The organism is Parvibaculum sp., from assembly GCF_049671045.1.
Classification (GTDB): domain Bacteria; phylum Pseudomonadota; class Alphaproteobacteria; order Parvibaculales; family Parvibaculaceae; genus Parvibaculum.
The window spans coordinates 14,909-39,915 of record NZ_JBATUH010000034.1; the positions used below are offsets into that span (position 1 = coordinate 14,909).

21 protein-coding genes are annotated in these 25,007 nt (G+C 64.2%); 15 read left to right on the forward strand and 6 right to left on the reverse strand.

What is annotated here, in order from left to right; all coding sequences use genetic code 11:
* Positions 1–23: 23 nt before the first annotated feature.
* Positions 24–488, forward strand: coding sequence for a hypothetical protein (locus tag WBG82_RS04320; RefSeq protein ID WP_424421826.1), 465 nt, complete (start codon positions 24–26; stop codon positions 486–488).
* Between the two features lie 180 nt (positions 489–668).
* On the forward strand, positions 669–3,029 hold the full coding sequence (locus WBG82_RS04325) for an efflux RND transporter permease subunit (RefSeq protein WP_424421829.1): 2,361 nt from the start codon (positions 669–671) through the stop codon (positions 3,027–3,029).
* Positions 3,030–3,235: 206 nt separating this feature from the next.
* Here WBG82_RS04325 and WBG82_RS04330 read toward each other — a convergent pair whose 3' ends face one another.
* Both WBG82_RS04330 and WBG82_RS04335 read right to left on the reverse strand, forming a co-directional pair.
* A complete protein-coding gene (locus WBG82_RS04330; RefSeq protein ID WP_424421832.1) occupies positions 3,236–6,334 on the reverse strand; it encodes an efflux RND transporter permease subunit in 3,099 nt (1,032 codons plus the stop codon).
* Positions 6,331–7,425: an efflux RND transporter periplasmic adaptor subunit gene (locus tag WBG82_RS04335; RefSeq protein ID WP_424421835.1), complete on the reverse strand. Its 1,095-nt coding sequence runs from the start codon at positions 7,423–7,425 to the stop codon at positions 6,331–6,333. The genes WBG82_RS04330 and WBG82_RS04335 overlap by 4 nt, the downstream gene beginning before the upstream one ends.
* Positions 7,426–7,520: 95 nt before the next feature.
* Between WBG82_RS04335 and WBG82_RS04340 the strand changes: the two genes are divergently transcribed.
* A complete protein-coding gene (locus tag WBG82_RS04340; protein WP_424421837.1) occupies positions 7,521–8,261 on the forward strand; it encodes a TetR/AcrR family transcriptional regulator in 741 nt (246 codons plus the stop codon).
* Here the strand turns inward: WBG82_RS04340 and WBG82_RS04345 are convergent.
* Positions 8,234–9,028, reverse strand: coding sequence for a dioxygenase (locus WBG82_RS04345; RefSeq protein ID WP_424421840.1), 795 nt, complete (start codon positions 9,026–9,028; stop codon positions 8,234–8,236). The two genes, WBG82_RS04340 and WBG82_RS04345, sit on opposite strands and share 28 nt — an antisense overlap.
* A 188-nt stretch (positions 9,029–9,216) precedes the next feature.
* Here WBG82_RS04345 and WBG82_RS04350 point away from each other — a divergent pair, with 188 nt between their 5' ends.
* The 10 genes from WBG82_RS04350 to WBG82_RS04395 all read left to right on the forward strand — a co-directional run bounded on the left by WBG82_RS04350 (position 9,217) and on the right by WBG82_RS04395 (position 19,479).
* Positions 9,217–9,891, forward strand: a complete 675-nt coding sequence (locus WBG82_RS04350; protein WP_424421842.1) for a TetR/AcrR family transcriptional regulator — start codon at positions 9,217–9,219, stop codon at positions 9,889–9,891.
* Between the two features lie 37 nt (positions 9,892–9,928).
* A complete protein-coding gene (locus tag WBG82_RS04355; RefSeq protein ID WP_424421844.1) occupies positions 9,929–10,849 on the forward strand; it encodes a VOC family protein in 921 nt (306 codons plus the stop codon).
* 32 nt (positions 10,850–10,881) lie between these two features.
* Positions 10,882–11,754 (forward strand): fumarylacetoacetate hydrolase family protein, encoded by an 873-nt coding sequence (locus WBG82_RS04360; protein WP_424421846.1) that lies wholly within the window; start codon positions 10,882–10,884, stop codon positions 11,752–11,754.
* Between the two features lie 18 nt (positions 11,755–11,772).
* Positions 11,773–13,281, forward strand: a complete 1,509-nt coding sequence (locus WBG82_RS04365; RefSeq protein ID WP_424421849.1) for a bifunctional 3-(3-hydroxy-phenyl)propionate/3-hydroxycinnamic acid hydroxylase — start codon at positions 11,773–11,775, stop codon at positions 13,279–13,281.
* A 216-nt stretch (positions 13,282–13,497) separates the two neighbouring features.
* On the forward strand, positions 13,498–13,944 hold the full coding sequence (locus WBG82_RS04370; protein WP_424421852.1) for an RrF2 family transcriptional regulator: 447 nt from the start codon (positions 13,498–13,500) through the stop codon (positions 13,942–13,944).
* A gap of 71 nt (positions 13,945–14,015) precedes the next feature.
* Positions 14,016–15,035 (forward strand): sulfate ABC transporter substrate-binding protein, encoded by a 1,020-nt coding sequence (locus WBG82_RS04375; protein ID WP_424421855.1) that lies wholly within the window; start codon positions 14,016–14,018, stop codon positions 15,033–15,035.
* Between the two features lie 154 nt (positions 15,036–15,189).
* Positions 15,190–16,050: a sulfate ABC transporter permease subunit CysT gene (gene cysT / locus WBG82_RS04380; protein WP_424421858.1), complete on the forward strand. Its 861-nt coding sequence runs from the start codon at positions 15,190–15,192 to the stop codon at positions 16,048–16,050.
* Positions 16,051–16,059: 9 nt separating this feature from the next.
* On the forward strand, positions 16,060–16,923 hold the full coding sequence (gene cysW, locus WBG82_RS04385; protein WP_424421860.1) for a sulfate ABC transporter permease subunit CysW: 864 nt from the start codon (positions 16,060–16,062) through the stop codon (positions 16,921–16,923).
* Positions 16,924–16,978: 55 nt separating this feature from the next.
* Positions 16,979–18,037, forward strand: a complete 1,059-nt coding sequence (locus WBG82_RS04390) for a sulfate/molybdate ABC transporter ATP-binding protein (protein ID WP_424421908.1) — start codon at positions 16,979–16,981, stop codon at positions 18,035–18,037.
* Between the two features lie 269 nt (positions 18,038–18,306).
* The gene (locus tag WBG82_RS04395; protein WP_424421863.1) at positions 18,307–19,479 is read left to right on the forward strand and encodes an acetyl-CoA C-acetyltransferase; all 1,173 of its coding nucleotides are present in this window, start codon (positions 18,307–18,309) and stop codon (positions 19,477–19,479) included.
* A gap of 62 nt (positions 19,480–19,541) precedes the next feature.
* Here the strand turns inward: WBG82_RS04395 and WBG82_RS04400 are convergent, their stop codons facing one another.
* Both WBG82_RS04400 and WBG82_RS04405 read right to left on the reverse strand, forming a co-directional pair.
* Positions 19,542–21,122 carry a DHA2 family efflux MFS transporter permease subunit gene (locus tag WBG82_RS04400; protein WP_424421865.1) on the reverse strand — a complete coding sequence of 527 codons (1,581 nt, stop codon included), beginning with the start codon at positions 21,120–21,122 and terminating at the stop codon, positions 19,542–19,544.
* Between the two features lie 27 nt (positions 21,123–21,149).
* Positions 21,150–22,259, reverse strand: a complete 1,110-nt coding sequence (locus tag WBG82_RS04405) for an HlyD family secretion protein (protein ID WP_424421868.1) — start codon at positions 22,257–22,259, stop codon at positions 21,150–21,152.
* 101 nt (positions 22,260–22,360) lie between these two features.
* On the opposite strand from WBG82_RS04405, the gene WBG82_RS04410 reads away from it, so the two are divergent.
* Both WBG82_RS04410 and WBG82_RS04415 read left to right on the forward strand, forming a co-directional pair.
* Complete coding sequence (locus tag WBG82_RS04410; protein WP_424421871.1) at positions 22,361–22,996, forward strand: TetR/AcrR family transcriptional regulator C-terminal domain-containing protein; 636 nt, start codon at positions 22,361–22,363, stop codon at positions 22,994–22,996.
* A gap of 83 nt (positions 22,997–23,079) precedes the next feature.
* On the forward strand, positions 23,080–23,808 hold the full coding sequence (locus WBG82_RS04415) for a MerR family transcriptional regulator (protein ID WP_424421874.1): 729 nt from the start codon (positions 23,080–23,082) through the stop codon (positions 23,806–23,808).
* 25 nt (positions 23,809–23,833) lie between these two features.
* Here WBG82_RS04415 and WBG82_RS04420 read toward each other — a convergent pair whose 3' ends face one another.
* Positions 23,834–24,973 carry an ABC transporter ATP-binding protein gene (locus WBG82_RS04420; RefSeq protein WP_424421877.1) on the reverse strand — a complete coding sequence of 380 codons (1,140 nt, stop codon included), beginning with the start codon at positions 24,971–24,973 and terminating at the stop codon, positions 23,834–23,836.
* Positions 24,974–25,007: the final 34 nt, after the last annotated feature.

The following is a 25,007-nucleotide window of genomic DNA, read 5'->3' on the forward strand; positions in this document are numbered from 1 at the left end:
CCTCTGCGCACAGGGAGTCTGGAGTGGATTTGGGTTGGACCATCCAGGGCGGCGTTTCGCCGGCAATTTGCCGGATCGCGTCGTCGTCGGCCCGGATCGGCGGCTTCTGCCGCGCCCACTCGGCTGCCCTGCTGTTCCTTCTCGGCCTTCTGGTGTTTGCCGGCGGCCTCGCGATATCCGCGCCCTCGCAGGCCAGCCGGGTCGCGTCCGCCCAGACCGGGCCGCAGACCGGGACGCTGAGCCAAATCGTCGCAGGGCTCGCCGCAGGTGGAAATTATTCCCCGAGCGCGACCATCGAGACAATCTCACGGACATCGCCCGCCATCGCCATGCGGGCCATGAATATGCCGCTGGCGCTGGCGCCGGTTGAGGCGGGGCCTGCACTCAATTCCCCGTCCCTGACTCGGTCTTTTACCCTGGCCGGTATCCTTGAGGCACACGGGGCGAGGGCCCCGGCACGGGCGCCGCCCGTTAATGGCAATTTGTAGTCAGCGTCGAAGATTTGAACGACAAACTTGTGGTGGCCCGCTTCTCGCAGGTATAGAGGTGCGGCTGAAAAAACCGTCATTCATGGCCAGCGAAAACAAAGAAGAGCGAGAGCTCCAGAAACCAGAGTATTCCGATGCAGTCGCCGGCGTGAGGACTGCGCGTCCCTAGGGGAGGTTACCTTGCAGCGTATCGAAAACATCGTGTTTGGCCTTCGCGCCGTGATCCTAGCGATCCTGGCCGTCATCACGATCGTTATGTTCTATTTCGCCATCCAGCTCCGCATGGACGCCGGATTCCTGAAGATGCTTCCGGTCGGCAACTCGTACATCGAAACCTACTTCAAATATGTGGATGGTTTTGGCGGCGGCAACCGCATCATCGTGGTTCTCGAGAACAAGAAGGGCGATATCTTCTCGGCCGACTTCCTCAAGACGCTCAACGATGCGACGCAGGACGTCTTCTACATTCCGGGCATTGCCCGCCACCGCGTGACCTCGCTGTGGACGCCGAACACGCGCTACATCGCCGTGACCGAACAAGGTCTCGAAGCGGGCGACGTCATACCGGCGAATTTCAGACCAACGCCCGAAGGCATCAAGACCGTGATGCAGAACGTGCTGCGCGCCAATCTCGTCGGCCGCCTCGTCTCCACGGACTTCCGCTCCGCCATGATCGCGGCCGAGCTGCTCGAGGTCGATCCTGAAACGCACCAGAAGCTCGACTACTTCAAGGTCGCGAACCTCCTCGAAAAGAACATCCGCGCCAAATACACGAATGCCGACACCGACGTGAAGATCGTCGGCTTCGCCAAGCTCATCGGCGACATTGCCGATGGCGCCAAGTCGGTCGTCGTGTTCTTCGCCGTCGCCTTCGTGCTCACCTGTCTCATGCTCTGGCTCTATTGCCGGTCATGGCTGCTGACGATCGTCACGGTGAGCTGTTCGCTCTGTTCGCTCATCTGGCAATTCGGCGTTCTGCACCTCATGGGATACGGCCTCGATCCTCTCGCCGTGCTCGTGCCGTTCCTCGTCTTCGCCATCGGCGTCAGCCACGGCGTGCAGCAGATCAACATGGTCGGCGCCGAAATCGCCGCCGGCCTCGACAAGGATGCCGCCGCGCGCGCGACCTTTACCTTCCTGCTGCGTCCGGGCGCCGTGGCGCTGCTGACCTGTCTCGCCGGTTTTGCGACGCTCTACATCATCCCGATCGGCATGATCCGTGAACTCTCCGTCACCGCCTCGATCGGTGTTGCGTTCAAGATCATCTCGAACCTCGTGATGCTGCCGCTCATCGTCTCCTATGTCGCGCCGGGCGCGGAATATGGCGACAAGGTGCGGCACGCGATGGAGGTGCGCGCCAAGTTCTGGCCGTTCCTCTCCGCCATTGCCAAGCCGAAGCAGGCGTTCATCTTCATCGTGTTCTGCCTCATTCTCGGTGCGGTCGGCCTCTATGAAAGCCGCGAGCGCCAGATCGGTGACGTCCATGCGGGCGCGGGCGAGCTGTGGCCGAATGCGCGCTACAACCTCGACAGCGAATATATCGCTGACCACTTCCGCCTCGGCCTCAACGTCATGAACGTAATCGTCGAGTCCAATGACGTCGCTTGCGTCGACTATGACAAGATGCGCTACATCGACACGTTCACGTGGGACATGCGCAACGTGCCCGGCGTGCAGACGGTGGTGAGCCTTCCCTTCGTGGCGAAGTCCATCAACAGCATGTGGCAGGAAGGCAACCCGAAATGGGCGGCGCTTCCGCGTGACCCGACCGCTCTCGCCCAGGCGACGTCCAGCGTCGCAAGCTCGACCATGCTTGTCGATACGGAGTGCAAGACGCTCGGTGTCCAGATCTACATCACCGACACCAAGGCCGAGACGGTGAAGCGCGTCGTCGACGCGACTGAAGCCTGGATCAACGATCCGGCGCACAAGCGCGATGACCTCAAGCTCCGCATCGGCACGGGCAACGTCACCATCACCTCGGCGACCAACACCGTGGTCGAGCATGCCGAGCTGCCGATGCTGCTCTACGTCTATGCCGTCGTCATGACGCTGGTCATCTTCGTCTATCGCGAGTGGCGAGGCGCGCTCTGCTGCGTCATCCCGCTGGTGCTTGCGACGATCATCGGCAACTGGTTCCTGACGGCCGCCGGTATCGGCCTCAAGATCTCGACACTGCCGGTGCTCGCGATCGCCGTCGGTATCGGTGTCGACTACGGCATCTACGAGTACAACCGTATCCAGCGCTACATGCGCATGGGCGTCTCACCGCATCAGGCCTATCTCCAGGCGCTCAATGACGTGGGCTCGGCGACGATGTTCACGGGCGGCACGCTGGCGATCGGCGTCTCGACCTGGAGCTTCTCGGCACTGAAGTTCCAGGCCGATATGGGCCTCCTGCTCACCTTCATGTTCATCGTGAACATGATCGGTGCGGTGACGCTCCTGCCGGCACTCGTGGCGGCGCTCGAATATATCTGGCCGCTGAAGCGCAAGCCGCTCACGGAAGAAGAAGCACGCGCCATCCGCCACGCTCACTGATCGGGCGAGGCAAAACGGAAACGGAAAAGGAAAAGGGCGGCCAGATGGCCGCCCTTTTTCTTTGTCCGGTTGAATATGCGGGACGGGAACTCCTGAAGCGCAGTCGCCGGTCCGGTGGCTCCAGCCTTCCAGCCTGTAAGCCCTGCGGCCTCTCAGCGTCTAAGGCCCTCAGCCTCCCGGCCTCTCAGCCTCTCAGCCATCCAGTTTCAGTCGGCGGGTGCGCCTGCAAGCGCGCCCGCTTCTTCCGCGCCCGGATCGACAAGGGTCTTCGGTGCGAGGAGGAGATACATGGCAGGCGTCACCAGTCGCGACAGGAAGGTCGATGACAGAAGCCCGCCGATGATCACCCATGCAAGCGGCGAATAAAGACCCGAGCCCTGCAGCGCGAGGGGCAGCAGGCCGCCAATGGCGGTCGCCGAAGTGAGAAGGACTGGCAGGAAGCGGATTTCGCCTGCCTGCTCGATCGCTTCCATCAGCGGCGTTCCGAGCCGGCGAAGCTGGTTGGTGAAGTCGACCAGCAGGATCGAGTTCTTAACTTCGATGCCGATGAGCGCGATGAAGCCTATGACGGCCGTAAAGGAGAGCGAATAGCCAGAGAGATAGAGCGAGGCGACGCCGCCGAATATGCCGAGCGGAATGACGCCCGCGACGACAAGCATGGCGCGGAAGGAGCGGAACTCGAGAATGAGTACCGCGAGAATGCCGCAAATGGCGATCAGCACCGCGTTCCACAGGCCGGCGAAGCTCTTGCTGGCGGCTTCGGCCTCGCCGCCCTTGCGGAGTTCGTAGCCGGGCGGCAGGGGCAGGGCTGAGAGCTTGGCGAAGATCGCGTCCGTCACCTTCGATGTGTTGTAGCCGGTCTTCGTATAGGCGGTGATCGTGACCAGGCGCTCGCGGTTGTAGCGGTCGATGCGGCCGGGATTCGATTCTAGGCGCGGTGCGGTCAGGAGGCCGAGCGGCACGGAGTTGCCGTCCGCCGTCGGCACATAGACCTTCTGCAGCGCGTCGACCGAGTGATGATCGTCGAGCGGCAGGCGCACGGTGATGTTGTATTGCTCTCCATTCGCCTCGCGATAATACCCTGCCGTCTCGCCGACGATGGCGAGGCGCACGGTCCGGTCGATCTCACCCGGCAGCACGTTCATCAGCGCCGCCTTCTCCGTGTTGACGCCGAGGTCGAGGTCGGTGCGGTCGAGCTGCGCCGGGTTGAAGACGTCGCGCGTGCCGGGTGTTTCCTCGATGATATGGGCGGTTTGCGCGGCCAGCTGTTTCAGCACGGCAAGGTCCGGGCCGACGATGCGGACGGCGACCGGCGCCTCGATGGGCGGGCCGTTCTGGAAGACGCGCAGGATGATCTGCGCTCCCGGATAGCGGGCGAATTCCGCGCGTAGCTCGTCGAAGAGGCGCGGCGTGCGTTTCTCGTTGAATTCCGTCAGCTCGACAAAGACCTCGGCCATGTTGGCGCGCGTCTCCATGGAGCGGATGTTGTAATAGATCTGCGGGTTGGCGTGTCCGAGGTTGGACATGCGCCAGACGATCTCGGGATACTTCGCGAGCGTGTGCTCCACGAATTCGAGCGCGCGTTTCGTTTCCTGCTGTCCGGTGCCCTGCGGCGTCTCGATGTGAACGAGGAACTGCTTGCTGTCGGCGGGCGGGAACAGGCTGAAGCCGATGACCGGAATGAGGGCGAGGCTCGCGAAGCAGACGGCGAGCGCGCCGATGACCGTCTGGCGCGGGCGCGTCAGGGCATGATGCAGCAGCGGGCGATAGACGCGCTGGATGCCGCTCATTACCGCGCGCAGAAAGATATTGCCTTCGGGGTGCGAGTTCTTGCTCAGCAGCCTGCTCGACAGGAACGGGATGATGGTCAGGGAGACGACCAGCGAGGCCATGATGGTGAGTGTGACGGCGACGGGAAGCGAGCGGGTGAACTTGCCCGCGCCTTCGGGCAGCGAGAGCAGCGGCAGGAACGCGAAGAGCAGCGCCGCGGTGCATCCCACCACGGCGATCGAGATCTGAGAGGTTGCGGCGATGGCGGCCTCGATCCGGCGTTTGCCCTCGCGCAGATGCCGCTCGATGTTCTCCACCACGACGATCGAATCGTCGACGAGAAGACCGAGAGCGATGACGAAGCCCGCAATCGAGAGCTGATTGAGCGAGAAGCCCGCGAACTGCATCATGGAGAGGCCAATCGCCAGCGACAGCGGGATCGACATCATGACGACGACGGAGGCGCGCGGGCCGAGCGGCAGGAGGGTGATGAGCACGAGGCCGAGCGCGATGGCGAAGTCACGATAGAGATGGCTCAGCCGCTCATGCACGGAGACGGACTGGTCGAAGGCGCGCTCGAGTTCGATATCCTTCGGCAGCCTGCTCTCGAAGCGGTCGAGCGCCTTGTAGATGCCGTTTCGGACCTCGAAGATGTTCTGGTCCGCCTTCTGGTTGGCGGTGATGAAGACGGCGCGCTTGCCATTGTACCAGGCGAGGTGGCCGGCTTCCGGTTGCGACCAGGTGACGTCGGCGACATCGCCGACCTTCACCACGCGGCCCTGATAGGAACCGATGACGGTGTTGCGGATCTGGTCGAGATCCTTGAAGCCGCCGGTCGTCTTGATGTTGAAGCGGCGCGTTCCGGAATGAATGGGGCCGCCGGGAATGTCCCTGCTTTCGGCGCCGATGGCGTTCGCCACCGCGGTGACGGGGATGCCGAGGCTCGCCAGGCGGCCGAAATTGACCGCCACGCGCACTTCCGAAGGCGGCAGTCCCCAAACCTTGGTTTCATGCACGCCCGGCGCGCGGTCGATCTCGTCGCGGAGGTCCCTCGCCACATCCTCGAGTTCGCGGGCGGGCGCGGTCTCGCTCACCAGCGCCACCTGCACCATGTTGGTGAGGGAGGGGCGGAACTTGTCGACCTGCAGCACCTGAAGACCGGAGGGCAGGCTGCCGCGCAGCGCGTTGATCTCGCGTACCACGTCGTCATAGCGCTTGTCGGGATCGGGCGTCGACCAGCTGAACTCGATGGAGATGCTCGCAACGCCATCCTCCGCGCGGCTGGCGATGTTCTCCAGATCGTCGAGGCCGTTCACCGCATCCTCGATCGGGCGGACGACGAGCTTTTCCATGTCGGCGGGATCGGCGCCCGGCATCACGGCGGTGACGACGGCGAAGGGGATCGGGAAATCGGGGTCCTCGGCGCGCGGGATGCTCTTGAAGGAGTTGACGCCCATCATCACCAGAAGGCCGAACAGCACGAGCGTGAACTGCCAGTTGCGGACGAAGAAGCCGCTGATTTTTCCGAGGATCATGTGCGCGGCCCGGCCTTGGGCTGCAAATCGGCGAGGTCGGTCACGACCTTGACTGTCGCGCCGTCGCGCAGATAGGGCGCGCCCGCGCTCACCACCTCCGTTCCCGGCTGCAAGCCATCGGCGATGATGACCTCATCGCCGCGGATGGCGGCGATGCCGATGCGCGTCAGGCGGACGGTCGATGTTGCGGGGTCAAGCATATAGACGGTCGCGGTCGAGCCATGGCCTTCGAGAATGGCGGAGGCAGGAATGGCGAGCCTCGGCGCCTTCTCGTCCGCTTTCGGAGTGATGCGCGCCTCGCCCATGAAGCCGCTTTCGACGCCGGACGGCGCGGAGGAGAGCGCGATCTCGACTTCGAACGTGCCGGTGCGGGCGTCGCTCGTCGCCGATTTGCGGCGGACGATGCCGTCGATCACCGTGCCGGGGAAGGCGTCGAGCGTCACCTTCGCACTGTCGCCGACGGTGAGGCGGGCGACATCGCGGTCGCTGAGCCCGGCCTTGAGGATGTACCCTTCCGAGCCCTGGCTGACGGTGAGCACCGGCGCGCCGATCCCGACGATCTCGTTGATGTCCGCATGGCGGGAGAGCACCACGCCGTCGGCGGGAGCCACGATCCGGGCGAGGCTGCGGTTGAATTCGACGGCCTGACGGTCGGCAAGCGCCATGTCGAGGGCGCTTCTTGCGTCCTGCTCCTTCTGGATGCTGACGAAGCCCTTCTTGACGAGGGGCTCGATGCGGGCGAGATCGCGGCGGGCCTTTTCGGCGGCGGCGACGGCGCGTTTCAGCTGCGCATCGATTTCGCGCTGGTCGAGCTCGGCGAGAAGCTGGCCTTTCGCGACCTTGTCGCCGGTATCGACCTTGAGCGACTTGATGAGGCCGCCGATCTTGAAGGAGAGCAGGGCCTCCTTGTCCGAGCGGACCATGCCATAGGCGACGACATCATGGCTGCCGGAGGCGGGGCGGGCGGCCGCGACGAGCACGGGCGTGGCGGAGGGCGCCTCGGCAGCTTCGTCCGATCTGCCTTCGCCGCAGCCTGAAAGAGCCACGAGAAGGACGGCCATGGCCGCCAGTGATTTGCGTGAATCCGCCATGCGCGCGCCCCAGGTTCGAGCCAAGTACCGAACGGTGTTTATTTAGTATGTCCGGCGGTCTGGTCAAGAGTAACTGAACGGTGTTAATTAAAAGAATGTCTCCAGCCGCCCGGACATCGAAAACCCAGCCGAAGCCCAAAGCGCGACGTCTTCCCAAACGCGCGCCGCGACGGCGGCTCCCGCCGGCGGAACGGCGCATCCAGATCATCGCAGCGGCCAAGGCGCTCTTCGCGGCGGGCGGGATCGAGCGGGTGACGATGCGCAACATCGCCCGGCGGGTCGGCATCACGCAGGCGGCGATCTACCAGCATTTCGAGGACAAGGAGGCGATCCTTTTCGCGATCGCCGAGGATTTCTTCTCCGACCTCATCGCCGACAGCGAGAAAATGGCGGCCGAGGCCGTCGATCCGGTGGACTGGCTCACCCGCGCCATGCGGAGCTATGTCGAAGTCGGGCTTTCACATCCCGACGAATACCGCCTCGTGTTCATGACGAATGTGCCGGGCTTCGAGCGGCGGGGCATGCATCGTCAGGTTCCGGGGCAGCCCCTGCCCATCCAGCCGTCGAAGGGGGCCATCGCCTTCGGCTATCTTCAGGATCAGGTGCGCGACCTCATCGCGAGGGGGCACATCCGTCCGGGCGACCCGGAACTCGTCGCGGAAGCCATCTGGGCGGCGGGCCACGGGCTCGTCTCGCTCATGATCACGCATGTGGATTTTCCCTGGTCCCGCGAGGCGCTGATCGAGACGCAGATCGGCATTCTGCTCGGCGGATTGCTGCCGGAGGGAAGCTCCCTGCGGCCGGGGCTTCAGCCGGGCAAGGCGCCGAAGGCGTAGGCATCCATTCCGAGCGCGCCATAGGTGAAGCTGTGGTGCAGCCGGGCTGTGGGCTCGCCTTCGCCGCCCGCGCCGAGCGCCACGAAGAAGGGCAGGATGTGATCTTCCGTCGGATGGGCATGCGCCGCATTCGGCGCCCTTTCGCGATAGTGCAGAAGATCGTCGATGGCGCGGGCCTCGACCTTTTCGTCGATCCATTCGGTGAAGGCCGAGGCCCAGGCGGCCGGCGGTGCATCGGGCGAGGTGCGCGTCAGGTCGCGCAGATTATGCGTGATCGAGCCCGTGGCGAGGATCATCACGCCCTCATCGCGCAAGGGACGCAGCGCCTCGCCGAGGCGGTAGTGCCAGGCGGCATCGTGCTGCGGGGTGATCGAAAGCTGGATGACGGGGATATCCGCATGGGGATTGATAAGTATCATCGGCACCCAGGCGCCATGATCGAAGCCGCGATCGGGGTCCGTCGCCGTCTCGAAGCCTTGCGATGAGAGGAGATCCGCGATGCGCTGGCCAAGCTCGGGCGCGCCGGGGGCGGGGTAGCGCAGCCGGTAGAGCGCCTGCGGGAAGCCGTAGAAATCGTGGATCGTGTCCGGCGCCGGATTCGTCGTCACGGTCGGCAGGCCGGTTTCAAAATGCGCCGAGATAACGAGGATCGCCCGCGGCTCGGGGAGAAGCGGGGCAAGGCCGAGCAGGAAGCGCCGGGCGGGCCCGTCCTCGAAGGCGAGCATGGGCGATCCATGAGAAATGAAAAGGCTCGGCATACGCGGCATGGGCATCTCCTTCAGGCGAGGGGGTGGTCCCGTCGCTGCTGACATAATGCGCCGCCGCCCGGCTTGAAAGCGCGAGCCATGCAACTGAGTGTTGCAGGACCGCGCCACTCCAATTTTCGCCCCTCGCTGATTTTTTGACTGTACAGTCATTTTATGACCGTTTAGTCATATTGGAAAGGAGGAGCCTCATGGCCGGAAAGACGATGCAGGTGGAAAAGCTCACGGAAGCCGGACAGCGCCGCCGGGAGCGGATGCGCCGCCTCCTCATCGAGGCGGCGATGCGCCTTTTCGCGCGGCAGGGGGTCGATGCCACGACCATCGACGAGATCGTCGATGTCGCCGGCGTCGCCAAGGGCACCTTCTACAACTACTTCACCGACCGGGCGGAGATCGCGCGCGCCGTCGCCTCGAGCGTGCGGCACGAAATGAATGCGGCGGTGGCGGAAATCAATGAAGGGATCGGGGATCCGGCCGAGCGCGTGTCGCGCGGCGTGAAGCTCTACCTCGCCTTCGCCGTCCGCAACCCGGTCCATGCGCGTATTCTTGCCCGCATCTATGAGGGCGGGGCGGAGGCCCTCAAGGACGCGAACCAGCATCTTCTGGAAGACCTCGCTGACGGGATCGCCAGGGGCGTGCTGCGCGTGCCCTCGATCGAGGCGGCGCTTCATCTCGTTCTGGGCGTCGCGACGACGGGGATGAGGCATCTGCTCGATACCGGCGCGACGAGGGACGTGCTGACGGGAGGCGGCTACGCGCAGGAGCTTGCGACCGTGCTGCTTCAGGGGCTCGGCGTCAGGCCCGCGCATATTTCGCGCATTCTGGCGCGACCGTTCGATGTCGATCACCTCGCGGTCTGGAAGTGAGGCTCGCACCGGCCATGGCACAAGGAGGGACCATCCGATGATCCGTGTGACTGATATCGCCTATGTGCGCTTTCGTGCGCCCGATCTCGATCAGATGGAGGCTTTTCTCATCGAGTTCGGCCTGAGCCGCGCGGCGCGGGAGGGCGACACGCTCTATATGCGCGGCAGCGATCCGAGGCCCTTCTGCCATGTGACGGAAAAGGGAGAGGCGGGATTTGCCGGTATCGGCTTCCATGCCGAAACGACCGACGATCTCGCGCGCCTCGCCTCGTCCGAAGGCGCGACCGTCGAGGACAGCCCGATGCCGGGCGGCGGCAAGATCCTTCGTCTCACCGATCCGGACGGCGTTCCCGTCGATGTGATCGCGGGCCAGACGCCGCCCGAGGCGCTGCCGGTTCTCCGCCGCCTCCGCCACAATGACGGCGAGACGAAGAACAGGGTCGGCGCGGCGCTCCGCATCGGCGTTTCGCCGTCGCAGGTCAAGCGCCTCGGCCATTGCGTTCTCAATGTCACCGATTTCCGCAGGAGCGAGAGCTGGTACAAGAGCCGCCTCGGCCTCGTGACCTCCGATGAAATCGAGCTTGCGCCGGGCGCGCCGCTCGGCGCCTTCCTGCGCTGCGATCGCGGCTCCGTCCATGTCGATCACCACACGCTCTTTCTCGTCGGTACGGGCGCGCGCGGTTTCAATCACGCCGCTTTCGAGGTCGCCAATCTCGACGATCTGATGGCCGGGCACGATCATCTGCAAAAGGCCGGAAGGCGGCATGAATGGGGCGTCGGGCGGCACATACTCGGCAGCCAGATCTTCGATTACTGGCGCGACCCGTGGGGCCATACGGTCGAGCACTGGACCGATGGCGATCTCTTCAACAATGGAACGCCGCCCAATGTCGTCGGCCTCGACGATCTCGTCGGCAATCAATGGGGCCCGCCTGCTCCGCCCAGCATGGGAAGCTGATCGCGCATCAACGAATACGAAAAGGACAGAAGATGAAGCTTGCAACCTTCACCCATAATGGCGAAACGCGCATCGGCGTCGTGCGCGGCGACGGCATTGTCGATCTCGCCGCCGCGGCGCCCGGGCTCCCGCGCGACATGGTCGGCTTTCTCGAGGCGGGCGATGGCGCGATGGCGCAGGCGCGCGAGGCTTCGGCCGGCGCCGCCGCGATCCCGCTCGGCGAGGTTCAGCTTCGCGCGCCGGTGCTCAGGCCCGGCAAGATCCTCGCCATCGGTCTCAACTATCGCGACCATGTCGAGGAAAGCGGCATGGCGCTGCCGGAGCACCAGACATGGTTCAACAAGCAGCGCACCTGCGTGCAGGATCCTTACGGCACGATCAATCTGCCCTTCGTCTCGACCATGCTCGATTACGAGGCCGAGATGTGCTTCGTCATCGGCAAGCGCTGCAAGCATGTGCCGAAGGAGCGCGCGCATGAGGTGATCGCGGGCTATTTCGTCGGCAACGATGTCAGCGTGCGCGACTGGCAGCTCAGGACGAACACCTGGCAGATCGGCAAGAGCTTCGATACGCATGGGCCAATCGGCCCGTGGATCGTGACGCCGGACGAGGTCGGCGATCCGCACGCGCTCGACATCAGATGCTGGGTCAATGGCGAGCTTCGGCAGAACTCGAACACGCGGCATCTCATCTTCAACTGTTTCGACGAGATCGCGCATCTGACGCAAGCCTTCACGCTGGAGGCGGGCGACATCATCTTCACCGGCACGTCGGGCGGCGTCGGCGTTGCCATGAAGCCGCCGGTCTTCCTCAAGGCGGGCGATGTCGTGAAGGTCGAGATCGAGAAGCTCGGCGCCATCGAAAATCGTGTCGTGCCTGAAAAGGCCGAAACCGTCATCGGCTGAAAAATCCGGGGAGGACGCATGCCGGGCGCGAAGACAGAGGTTCTGATTTCGGGGCTCGGGCCCGTCGGCGCGGCGCTTGCGGTCTATCTCGGCCGGCTCGGCGTCGAGGTCGTCGCGATCGACCGCGACACAGCGGTCTATCCGCTGCCGCGCGCGGCGCATCTCGATCACGAGACGATGCGGCTTCTGCATCTCGCAGGCGCGGCCGAGGCCGTGTCGCGTGCGAGCCAGCCTCTCTCGGCCTATGAGTTTCGGACCGGCGGCGGCGAGTTGCTCATGGGCTTCAGGCCCGGCGCGGGGCTTGCCCCGACCGGCTTTCCCATGAGTTCGATGTTTCACCAGCCGACGCTCGAACACGCGCTCAGGGAGGGCCTGGCGGCGCTTCCATCCGTTTCGACGCGGCTCGGCCATGCGCTCACGGGTTTCGATGCGGATGGCGAGGGCGTTCGCGCCGAGGTCGCGGGGCCCGATGGCGCCTATGAGCTTCGGGCGCGCTATCTCGTCGGCTGCGATGGCGGGCAGAGTCTCGTCCGCCGCCGTCTCGGCATCGAACTCGACGATATGGGCTTCGATGAGCCCTGGCTCGTCATCGATGCGCGGCTCAAGGACGGGCGCGAGCGGCTTGGCACCATCGGCCTTCAGCATTGCGATCCGAAACGGCCCGTGACCTCGATGCCGATGGCGCCGGGGCGTCATCGCTGGGAATTCATGCTGCGTCCCGGCGAGAAGCCCGAAGAGGTCACGGAGGACAATTTCCTCAATGCGCTCGTCTCGGAAGTCGTCGATCCGTCCGCAGTCGAGATCGACCGGCGCGCGGTCTATCGCTTCCATGCGGTCCATGCCCGCATGTGGCGCAAGGGGCGGGTGCTGCTCGCGGGCGATGCCGCCCATCAGATGCCGCCTTTCATGGGGCAGGGGCTTTGTTCGGGCACGCGCGACGCGGCCAATCTCGCCTGGAAGCTCGCGGCCTGTCTCAACGGCCGGGCGTCGGACGCTCTCCTCGATAGTTATCAGCGCGAGCGCGACCCGCATGTCCGCGCGATCACCGAAATGGCGGTCTTCATGGGCAAGGTCGTCTGCACACAGAACGAAGAGGTTGCCGCGGCGCGCGACCGCGACATGACGGCGAGGCCCGAGGCGGAGCGTTTTGCGATCATGCCAGGTCTGCCGCGGATGACGAGCGGCGGGATCGAGCATGACCAGGCGGCGGGCACGGTTTTCCCCGAGCCGTGGCTGAGGTCGGGCGACGGCCGCAGGCGGCTCGACGATGAAGCGGGCCTCGTCCCGTTGCTCATCCTTGGCGGCGCGCGAACGGACGAAGCCGCCGTCTTCGAAGCAAGCGGGGGGTATGTCGCCTCTCTTGCAGGCGGGGCGCTTCTCGACCCGGAAGGGACCGTCGCCGCGCTTCTAGATGGCCATGAGGCGGTCCTCGTCCGGCCTGACCGCTATGTGTTCGGCCGGGGGAGCGCCGCGGCCCTCATCGCCGCCTGGCAGCGCTATCTCGCCACAGGCTCGGCCTCGGCCTGAGCACGGCCCGGTTTCCCCCGCGCCCTGGCTTCAGCCCGTTTCGGTGCAGGGGCCTCTCTGTCATAATGCCCCCAATTCCGATCGGATTACTGGCTATAGCAGCGATCCTAATTATACATACAGAAGTCGTTATTAAATTCGTAGTGAAACTTTTTTCGTAAAAATAGTTGACGCGAAGATATTCCGGCACCTACCCTACAAAACAGATAGACAAACATGCTCTCGCAAAAAGCCAAATACGCACTCAAGGCCATGCTCGCACTCGCTGAACAGAAGAGCGGAGAACTGCTTCAGGCAGGCGATATCGCCGAGGGGCAGAATGTGCCGCGCAAGTTTCTGGAACTGATCCTCCTCGATCTGCGCCGGCAGGGCCTTGTGCAGAGCCAGCGCGGCAAGCATGGCGGCTATGCGCTCGCAAAGCCCGCCGATGCGATCACCTTCGGCGAGATCATCAGGATCATGGATGGGCCGCTCGCGCCGATCCCCTGTGCGAGCCTCACGGGCTACCGCCGCTGCGTGGACTGCGTGGACGAGAAGGGATGCGCCATCCGCCGGGCCATGCGCGAGGTGCGCGACGCGGCGGCGGCGATCCTCGACGGGCTGACGCTGGAAGAGGCTTGCGGCGCCAGCGCCTCCCGGGCCCAGGCCGTTCTTTCCGACTGAGCCGGCGTCCTGAAAAAATTTTGACATTTATCACTAGTAATTTGATCGAGTATGACCGAAGGAAACCGACCATGAGACTGGCAAGTCTGACCGCGCGCGCGACGCTGCTTGTCGGCGCCTTGCTGCTGTTGATCGCCTCGACCCTGGAAGTCAGGGCCGATACGACGCTGCTCAATGTTTCCTACGATCCGACGCGCGAGCTTTACGAAGCGATCAACAAGTCCTTCGCCGCCGACTGGAAGGCGAAGACCGGCGAAACGGTCGCCATCCGCCAGTCGCATGGCGGCTCGGGCAAGCAGGCGCGCTCGGTCGTGGACGGGCTTGCCGCCGATGTGGTGACGCTCGCGCTCGCCTCCGATATCGACCAGATCGCGGCGCTGACCGGCAAGCTGCCGGACAACTGGCAGACGCGTCTGCCGGACAACAGCGCGCCCTATACCTCGACGATCAATTTCGTGGTTCGCAAGGGCAATCCCAAGGGCATCAAGGATTGGGACGACCTCGTGAAGCCGGGTGTCGCCGTCATCACGCCCAACCCCAAGACTTCGGGCGGCGCGCGCTGGAACTTCCTTGCCGCCTGGGCCTATGCGGACAAGAAATTCGCCGGCGACGAGGCGAAGGCGCGCGAATTCGTCGGCGCCCTCTACAGGAACGTTCCCGTGCTCGATACCGGCGCCCGCGGTTCGACCACGACCTTCGCCCAGCGCGGGCTCGGCGATGTGCTCATCAACTGGGAAAACGAGTCCTATCTCATCCTGAAGCAGTTTCCCGGCCAGTTCGAAATCGTCTATCCGACGATCTCCATCCTGACCGAGCCGCCCGTGGCCGTTATCGACGCCAATGCCGAGGCGAACGGAACGCGCAAGGTCGCGGAGGCTTATCTCGAATATCTCTACACGCCGGCGGCGCAGAAGATCATCGCCGCGAATTTCTATCGCCCGCGCGATCCGCAGGCGGCCGACCCCAAGGATCTCGAGCGCTTTCCGCAGATCGAGCTTGTGACGATCGACGGCAAGTTCGGCGGCTGGCGCGAGGCGCAGAAGAAATTCTTCGCCGATGGCGGGCTCTTCGATCAGGTCTACAGACCCTGAGCGCGTGAACCCAGCGGGGCGCCCGCGCTTCTCATTCCATAATTCACATTTAATGGTGCGCATTTAAATCCGATGCGGATTCTTGCCGTGAAATTGTTTACACTTTCCCGGGTCGCGCTCCAGAGGGCCCGCCTTGCAGGAGAGCCATAGAAATATGAGCGTTGCCGCCCTCACCGATCGTTTGCCGAGCCGGAGCCCGTCCGTGCTTCCGGGCTTCGGCATCACCTTCGGCTTTTCGATGGCCTATCTCGGGCTCATCGTTCTCATTCCGCTGGCCGGGGTCTTCATCCGCTCGGCCGGGCTCGGCTGGGATGCGTTCGTCGCGCTCGCCACCGATGGGCGAACGCTTGCCGCATTGAAGCTCAGCTTCGGCGCGGCGCTGATAGGCGCGGCGGTCAATGCGGGCGCGGGGCTCCTCGTTGCCTGGATTCTCGTGCGCTACGATTTTCCCGGCCGGCGCATCGTCGATGCCGCGATCGATCTTCCCTTCGCCTTGCCGACGGCGGTGTCGGGACTTGCTCTCGCCGCGCTCTACGCGCCGAACGGCTGGATCGGGTCGATACTTGGCGAGGCGGGCATCAAGGCCGCCTTCACGCCGCTCGGCGTCGTCATCGCCTGCGTCTTCATCGGGCTTCCCTTCGTCGTGCGCACGCTCCAGCCCGTGCTATCCGATCTCGAGCCCGAGCTTGAAGAGGCGGCCGCGACGCTCGGCGCGACGCGGCTTCAGATCGCGACGCGGGTGATCTTTCCAGCACTTCTTCCGCCGCTTCTCACCGGCTTCGCGCTCGCCTTCGCGCGCGCGGTGGGCGAATACGGCTCCATCATCTTCATCGCCGGAAATCTTCCCTACAAATCCGAGATCGCGCCGCTCCTCATCATCATTCGCCTCGAAGAGTTCAACTATGCGGGCGCCACGGCGATCGCGGCCATCATGCTTCTTCTCTCGTTCGGCGTTCTGCTCATCGTCAATCTGCTGCAAGCCTGGAGCCGGCGGCGCACCGGCTATGCGAGCTGAGGACGCATCATGAGCAAATGGACCAGACGCGAAGAAGGCTCGCCCATCAGCGAAAAGCCGCTCACCAAATGGCTGCTGATCGGGCTCGCCATTTCCTATCTCGGCGCGTTTCTCGTGCTGCCGCTCATCGTCGTCTTCGCCGAGGCGTTGCGGCAGGGGCTCGGTGCCTATCTTTCGGCGCTCATCGACCCCGATGCGCGATCGGCGATCAGGCTCACGCTTCTCGTGTCGGCCATAGCGGTGCCGGCCAATGTCGTCTTCGGCCTTGCCGCCTCATGGGCGATCGCGAAATTCGAGTTTCCGGCGAAGAGCTTTCTCATCACGCTCATAGATCTTCCCTTCTCCGTTTCGCCGGTCATTTCCGGTCTCGTCTATGTGCTGCTCTTCGGCGCGCAAGGGTTCTTCGGCGCGTGGCTTGCCGCGCACAACCTCCAGATCATCTTCGCGGTGCCGGGGATCGTGCTCGCGACAATCTTCGTCACGTTTCCTTTCGTGGCGCGCCAGCTCATTCCGATCATGCAGGCGCAGGGAAATGAGGACGAGGAAGCCGCGCTGTCGCTTGGCGCGGGTGGTTTTCGCACCTTTTGGAGCGTCACGCTTCCCAATGTAAAATGGGCGCTCCTCTACGGCGTGCTATTGTGCAACGCCCGCGCGATGGGCGAATTCGGCGCGGTCTCGGTTGTTTCCGGGCATATCCGCGGTTTGACCAACACCATGCCGCTTCATGTGGAGATTCTCTACAATGAGTACAATTTCGTTGCAGCCTTCGCGGTTGCCTCGCTTCTGGCTCTCCTCGCGCTTGTCACCCTCGTCCTCAAGACATTCCTCGAATGGCGCTACGGTGGTGAGCTTGCCGCATCGGCAAGGCGCTGAGAGAGTGGTGGGAGGGGGCGGCGACCGGGATGCCGCGCGCTCGAACCAGACGCCGGTGCGCATCGATGTCGAGGATCTGCGCAAGAGCTTCGGCGATTTCGCGGCGCTGAATGGCGTTTCGCTCGTCGTCGAGCCTGGTGAGCTGCTGGCGCTTCTCGGCCCCTCGGGATCGGGAAAGACCACGCTTCTGCGCGCCATTGCCGGGCTTTCGACGCCCGATGAGGGCCTCATCCGCTTTCAGGGCGTCGATGCGACATCTCTGAGCCTGCGCGAGCGGCGCGTCGGCTTCGTGTTTCAGCAATATGCGCTTTTCCGCCACAAGACGGTGTTCGAGAACATCGCTTTCGGCTTGCGGGTCCGTCCGCGTGCGGAGCGTCCGCGCGAGCGCGAGATCGCGCGGCGCGTGCACCGGCTGCTCGAACTCGTGCAGCTCGAAGGGCTCGAGAAGCGGTTTCCGAGCCAGCTCTCCGGCGGCCAGCGTCAGCGCGTCGCGCTTGCGCGCGCGCTTGCGATCGAGCCGACGGTTCTGCTGCTCGACGAACCCTTCGGCGCGCTCGACGCGAAGGTGCGCAAGGATCTCCGCCGCTGGCTGCGCGAGATTCACCGCGAGACCGGCCTGACCACGATCTTCGTCACGCATGATCAGGAAGAGGCGCTGGAGCTTGCCGACCGCGTCGTCATCATGCGCGGCGGAAGTATCGAGCAGATCGGAACGCCGGGCGAAATCTATGACGATCCGGCGACGCCCTTCGTGTGCGAGTTTCTCGGCAATGTCACGCGCTTCGATACGGTCGTATCGGGCGGCGAGGCCCATGTGCTCGGCAGCGTCCTGCCGGTCGCGGAAGGCGAGGAGGTGCCTGACGGTCCGGCGGTCGCCTATGTGCGCTCGCATGAGATCGAGATCGTCGGCCGCGACCAGCAGGCAGGCGTCCCCGCCACGGTCGGGGCGATCAGGCCCTTCGGCGCGTCCGTCTCGGTCGAGCTCATCGTCGAGGGCCGCGCTGAGCCGATCGAGGCGGAAATTCCGCGCGAGCTTTTCGAGGTCGGCGAGATCAGGGCCGGGCAGACCGTGCGCGTGCGCGCCATGGCGGCGCGCATCTTCAGGCGCGACTGACGGGGGAGCGGTTCCCCCGGTCGAGGAAGAGGCGCGGCGTGGCCGATGCGGCTGGCCGTTCCCCTACGTCAATTTGCCGGCATGCAAAAAAGCCTTGGAAATCGGGCATTTCCGCCCGATATGGGAGTGGAAGGGACGGGCAGAAAGACGTGGCCTGGCGCTGGACAAGCGGCGCACCATGCTCAAGATGACGCCCGGACGAAACCTCTTATCGAGCAACCGGCACCCGCCCGTCTGGGCCCAGGGGCCGCAAGGCAAGGAGATGCATCATGGCTGAGGCCTATATCGTAGCGGCGGCTCGCACCGCCGGCGGCCGCAAGGGCGGCAAGCTCAAGGATTGGCACCCCGTCGATCTCGGCGCGCAGGTCGTCAACGCGCTCATCGACCGCACCGGCGCCGATCCGAAGCTCGTCGAAGACGCGATCTGGGGCTGCGTCGGCCAGGTTGGCGAGCAGGGCATCAACGTCGCGCGCAACACGGTCATGGCATCGAAGCTGCCGGAAAGCGTTCCGGGCACGTCGGTCGACCGTCAGTGCGGTTCCTCGCAGCAGGCGATCCACTTCGCCGCGCAGGCCGTCATGTCGGGCGCGATGGACGTCGTCATCGCGGGCGGCGTCGAGAGCATGACGCGCGTGCCCATGGGCCTTTCGGCCGCTCTTCCGGCGAAGAACGGTTTCGGCACCTATATGAGCCCCGAGCTTCAGAAGAAGTATCCGGGCATCCAGTTCAGCCAGTTCACCGGCGCCGAAATGATGGCGAAGAAGTACGGCCTCACCAAGGACGTGCTCGACGAGTTCGGCTTCAACAGCCATCAGAAGGCAATCGCCGCCACGCAGGCCGGCGCGTTCGACGCGGAAATCGTGCCGCTGGAGATCACGACCGCCGAAGGCAACAAGGAAATCCACAAGGTCGATGAAGGTATCCGTTTCGACGCCAGCCTCGACGCCATCAAGGGCGTGAAGCTCCTCGTCGAAGGCGGCGCGCTGACGGCGGCGACCTCGAGCCAGATCTGCGACGGCGCCTCGGGCGTCATGATCGTCAACGAGAACGGCCTCAAGGCTCTCGGCGTGAAGCCGCTCGCGCGCATCCACCACATGACGGTGGTTGGCGGCGATCCGGTCATCATGCTCGAAGCGCCGATCCCCGGCACGCTGCAGGCGCTGAAGAAGGCCGGCATGAAGATCGACGACATCGACATCTATGAGGTCAACGAGGCGTTCGCCTCGGTGCCGGTCGCCTGGCTCCAGCAGACGGGCGGCGATCCGGAGCGCCTCAACGTCAATGGCGGCGCGATCGCGCTCGGCCACCCGCTCGGCGGCTCGGGCGCGAAGCTCATGGCGACGCTCGTTCATGCGCTGCATGCCCGCGGCAAGCGCTATGGTCTCCAGACCATGTGCGAAGGCGGCGGCCTCGCCAACGTGACGATCATCGAGCGTCTCTGAGCTCGGCGAAGTTCATGGATCGGGGGCGGAGCAGTGATGCTCCGCCCCTTTTCTTTTGCCCGTCAGTGCGCGTCGGCTGATGCCGCGACCGGCTCCGGCTTGTTCACCACTGGCAGGGTGAGGAGCATGGCGAAGAAGCAGATCGTCAGCACGAAGAAGGCATCGGCAAAGGCCATCACGGTCGCCTCGCGCAGCATCAGGCCGTAGATCGTCTTCACCGCCGCGAGATGCCCCGATTCGATGCCGGGCGTTCTTGCGATCATCTCGCCAAGTCCGGCCATGGTCTGTTCGACGACGGGCCGGCCTGCCGAAATCGATTCGCGCAACGTGCTCTTGTGGAAGTCGAGGCGCTGGATCAGCACCGTATTGATGATCGCAAGGCCGAGCGCGCCGCCGAGGTTCCGCATCAGATTGTAAAGGCCGCTCGCATTCTTGAGCTGCTCGGGCGGGATCGTGCCGAGGGCGAGTGTGTTGATCGGCACGATGCAGAACATGAGGCCGATGCCGCGCATGATCTGCGGCAGGAAGAACTGGCCGAAATCCCATTCCCAGGTGAGGCCGAGCAGCATGTAGTTCGAGATGCCGAGCATCCCGAAGCCGAAGGCGATGAGATAGCGCACGTCGAGCTTCTGGGAGAGGATGCCCGCGAGCGGCGCGGACAGGAACTGGAAGATGCCGGTCACTGCCATGATCTCGCCGATCTGCACGGCGCTCAGTTGCCGCACCTGGGCGAGGAAGAGCGGGTAGAGATAGGTGAGGCCATAAAGGCCGACGCCGAGGAAGAGGCTCAGCAGCGAGCCGATCGCGAAGTTGCGGTCGCGATAGGCCCTGAGTTCGACGATGGGCTCCTCGAAGGTGAGCACGCGGGCGAAGAAGAAGGCGCCGGAGACGACGCATGTAGCCGTCATCCACCAGATCGTGTTGTCCTCGAGCCAGCCGCTGCGCGGGCCTTCCTCGAGCACATATTCGAGCGTGCCGAGAAAGACGGCCATGAGCGCGATGCCCCAGCCATCGAAGCCGCGAAGGAGCGACCAGTCCGGCTCGTCGAGATCGATCAGCAGCCACACGGCGGCGGTCACGATGATGCCGGGAATGATGTTGATGAGGAAGAGCCAGTGCCAGGAGAAGGTGTCGGTCAGATAGCCGCCAAGCGTCGGGCCGACGGTCGGCGCGAGCGTGACGACAAGGCCGATGAGCATGGAGATCGTGGCGCGGCGCTCGGGCGGAAAGACATTGCCATAGGCCGAGGCGAAGACGGCGGGGATCATCGCGCCGCCGATGAAGCCCTGCAGCGCGCGATAGACGATCATCTGCTCGATGGAGGTCGCGGTCGCGCACATCGCGCTCATGATGGTGAAGCCCGCGGATGATGCGACGAAGAGATAGCGCGTGGACATGACGCGAGACAGCCAGCCCGTCATCGGGATCATCACGACTTCGGCGATGAGATAGGAAGTCTGGACCCAGCTTATCTCGTCGGCGCTCGCCGAGAGGCCGGCCTGAATCTTGGTGATCGAACTCGCCACGATCTGGATGTCGAGGATCGCCATGAACATGCCGACGACCATGAAGAAGAAGCCGACGACGCGGCGCGCCGAGAAGGAGGGCGTGATGTCCGCGGCCGATGCATCGAGGCTCGTCATCGCATCGTCCCTTCCGCGCCCTGAAGGCTAGTTGCCGCTCGCCATGCTGTGGCTCTGCGTCCGCGCCGCGCCGAAGACGCCGCCGGAGGCGAGCGCGTCGGCCGCGCCCGCGCTTCTCGTATCGATGGATACGGTAACGGAGAGCCCCGGCCGCAGCAGGCCGCGAAGCGCGTTGTCGTCGGCGATCGCGATGCGCACGGGCACGCGCTGCACGATCTTGGTGAAATTGCCGGTCGCGTTCTCGGCGGGCAGGAGGCTGAAGATCTGTCCGCTTGCAGGCGAGAAGCTTTCCACCCGGCCTTCGATCTCGACGCCGGGATAGGCATCGCTCACGATCCTCGCCGTCTGGCCGATGCGGATGTTCTCGATCTGCGTTTCCTTGAAATTGGCCTCGATATAGACGTGGGGAAGCGCGACGAGCGAGGCGAGCTGTGCGCCCGGCTGGACGAGCTGGCCGACATCCATGTGCCGGTTGCCGACGACACCGTCGATGGGCGCGCGAATTTCCGTGTAGGAAAGGTTCTGCTCGGCCTGTGCGAGATCGGCCTCGAATTGCCTCAGCCTTTCTTCCTGTTCGGACTTCTGCGCCTTGAGGACTGCGATCCGGGCGAGCGCCGAATTGAGCGTGGCCTTCATCGCATGGAGCCGCGCGTCGCTCGACTGCGTGTCGGCGCGGGCCGCTTCAAGCTTTTGCCGGCTTGCGAATTCGGAGCGGGCAAGCGCTGCATAGCGCGCATAGTCGGCGCGTGCGCGCGACGCCTGCGCCTCGGCGGATGAGATGTTCGCCCGCGCACTGTCGGCCTGGGCCTCGGCGGCGGCAATCTGCTCGCCGAATGTCGCGATGGCGGCGCGCTGGGTACGGAGTTTCGCCAGCGCCTGATCGCGCGCGATCTCGAGGTCGCGCGGATCGATTCTCGCCAGCAGGTCGCCCTTGCGCACATAGGCGTTGTCGGTGACGCTCACGCTGGCCAGATAGCCGGAAACCTTGGGCGATATGACCGAGATGTCGCTCTGCACATAGGCGTTGTCGGTCGTCTGGATGTGGCGGTAGTGCGTGAACCAGAGGAACGCATAGGCCAGTCCGGCCAGCAGAAACACACCGCCTATACCGAGGAAAAGCCTTTGACGCTGAGCCATCTTGCACCCGCTCGTCGAACCGGACGGTCAATCGCGTTGAAATATGGCCGATATTTGGTCATATTCAAGGATGTTTTTAACCGAACCGTTCGGTCAGTGCCATGAGCAATCTTGCGATCGATGAGGCTGGAACCTCCCTGAACCCGGCCAAGAGGGAGCAGATCCTGCTGGGCGCGCAGGCGGTGTTTCTCGCCCGGGGCTATGAGGGGGCGAGCATGTCGCTCATCGCGCGTGAGGCGGGCGTCTCCAAGGGCACGCTCTATGTCTATTTCGACAACAAGGAGGCGCTCTTCGCCGCCTTCATGGAATCGGCGTGCAGGCTCCAGTCGGGCAGGGCGTTCGAGGTTCTCAATCGTCCGGAACCGGTAGATCGGGTGCTGAGCGCCTTCGGACACGAATTTCTGAGGTTCCTGCTCGGCGATCACGTGCAGTCGGTCCGCCGTCTCGTCATCGGCGAATCGAAAAAATTTCCCGAGCTTGGCCGCGCCTATTACGACGCAGGGCCGCGCGTCGCTACCAACCGGCTGAAGGAATTTCTGAAACGGCGTGTCGAGACGGGCGAACTCGACATTGACGACCTTTCCCTCGCGGCAACGCAATTTCTCAATCTCTGTCAGGCCGATCTCGTGCTGATGCGGAATGTGAATGTCATCGAGACAGCCACGCCGCAGCGCATCGCGCATGTCATCGAGCGGGCGGTTTGGCTCTTTCTCAAGGGCTATGGCGCGCATCGCTGATGGCCGGCCGAAGATTTTTCGAGCCGTCGGCCGGACAAGGGGATAGAAAGAGGACCGGTGAAAGTCGAGGCGTCTCCCCTGCCATGAAGATGAAGGAACTTGAGCGCGAAACGGGCATCGGGCGGGAGACCATCCGATTCTACATTCGCGAAGGTCTGCTGCCGGAACCCGTCCGTCCCAAGCGCAATGTGGCGGATTACGGGCCGCAGCATGTCGCGCGGCTGAAGCTCATCAGGCGGCTGCAGCAGGAGCGGTTCCTTCCGCTGAGCGTCATCAAGACGATCGTGAAGGCGGAGGCGAGCGATCCGGCGGCGGGCTTCGAGGCGTTCATCGGTCTGGAAAGCCGGCTCGGGCCGCTCGTGTCGGAGCCGCGAAATCCCGAGCCCATGCGGCTCGCCGACGTCGCGGAGAAAACGAAAGTCAGCGTCGAGGACATTCGCCAGTTCGCCAGCTTCGGCTTCGTCCATATCGAGAAGAATGACCATGGCGAATGGCTGAGCCCGCGCAATGTGCGGCTCATCGAGCTGATCGGCGAATCGCGCGCCTCCGGTTTCACCGAGGAGGATGCCGGCTACACGATCGAGGATTTCCGCATCTACGCCCAGATGGCGAGCGTGCTCGCACATCACGAGGTGACGCAGTTCTACCGGAATCTCGGCCGCCGGATCAATTCGGAGGACGCGGCGAGGCTTGCCGCGCGTGGCGTGCAGATCGTCAACGAGATCATGGCGCTGCTGCGGACGGAAAAGATCATCGGCGAGATGGAACGCGCGAGCGTGCGCGGCGGCACGCCCGACAGCGAAGACGACTGAAGCGGACGCGCCTGCGTCTTCGTTCTCAGTCGGAGAGGACTAGCGTGTCGCCCTTGCGCCAATAGAGCCAGTATTCCTCGCCCTTCTTGAAGGTGAACGCCTCGATGTCGCGCGAGACGTTTCCAATGTCGGCGAGAATGGGCGAGCCGACGCCGATGTCGAAGAAGACGTTGCTGAAGCTGCCGTAATAGGCGACTTCGCCGACACGGCCCTTCGCCGTGATGATGTCGGGATCGTTCGGCTTCGTTTCCGACACGAAGATCTTTTCGGGCCTCACAGCAAGGGCGACGTCGCCCGTCGCCTGTCCCTGAAGCTCGATGTCGCCGAGCACGGGCACGGTGACGTTCACCTTGCCTTCGCCCGTGCGCACGGATTTCGCGCCGATGAGATTGATCTTGCCGATGAAGTCGGCGACGAAGCGGCAATTCGGATATTCGTAGAGTTCAGCCGGCGTCGCGATCTGCCGCACCTGGCCCTGGTTCATCACCGCGATGCGATTGGCCATGGAGAGCGCTTCGGACTGATCGTGGGTCACGATCACGAAGGTGATGCCGACGGTCTGCTGAAGGCGCACGAGCTCGAGCTGCATCGCCTCGCGGAGCTTGGCGTCGAGCGCGGAGAGCGGCTCGTCGAGAAGCAGCACCGAGGGACGCTTGACGAGCGCGCGGGCGAGCGCGACGCGCTGGCGCTGGCCGCCCGAAAGTTCGTTCGGCATCCGCTTGCCATAGCCGCCGAGCTTCACCAGTTCGAGCGCTTCCTCGGTGCGCGTCCTGATTTCGCTGCGCGGCCGTCCGTCCATGCGCAGGCCATAGCCGACATTCTTCTCGACCGACATGTGCGGAAACACGGCATAGGACTGGAACACCATGTTCACCGGCCGCTTGTTCGGCGCGACGGTCGCCATATTGTGCCCGTCAATGACGACCTCGCCCGAAGTCGGCGTCTCGAAGCCCGCGAGCATGCGCAGAAGCGTCGTCTTGCCGCAGCCGGACGGCCCGAGAAGCGCGAAGAATTCGCCCCGGCCCACCGTCAGGTTCACATTGTCGACGGCCTTGACCGAGCTGCCATAGATCTTGGTGACGTTCCTGATCTCGATGATCGGGCTTTCCTGTCCGGTCTTCGTTTCTCCGGCCGGGGCGGCCCGGGTTTGTTCCTGCGTGCTCATGCCAGTCTGCCGCTATGCGGTCCAGTTTCAGGTT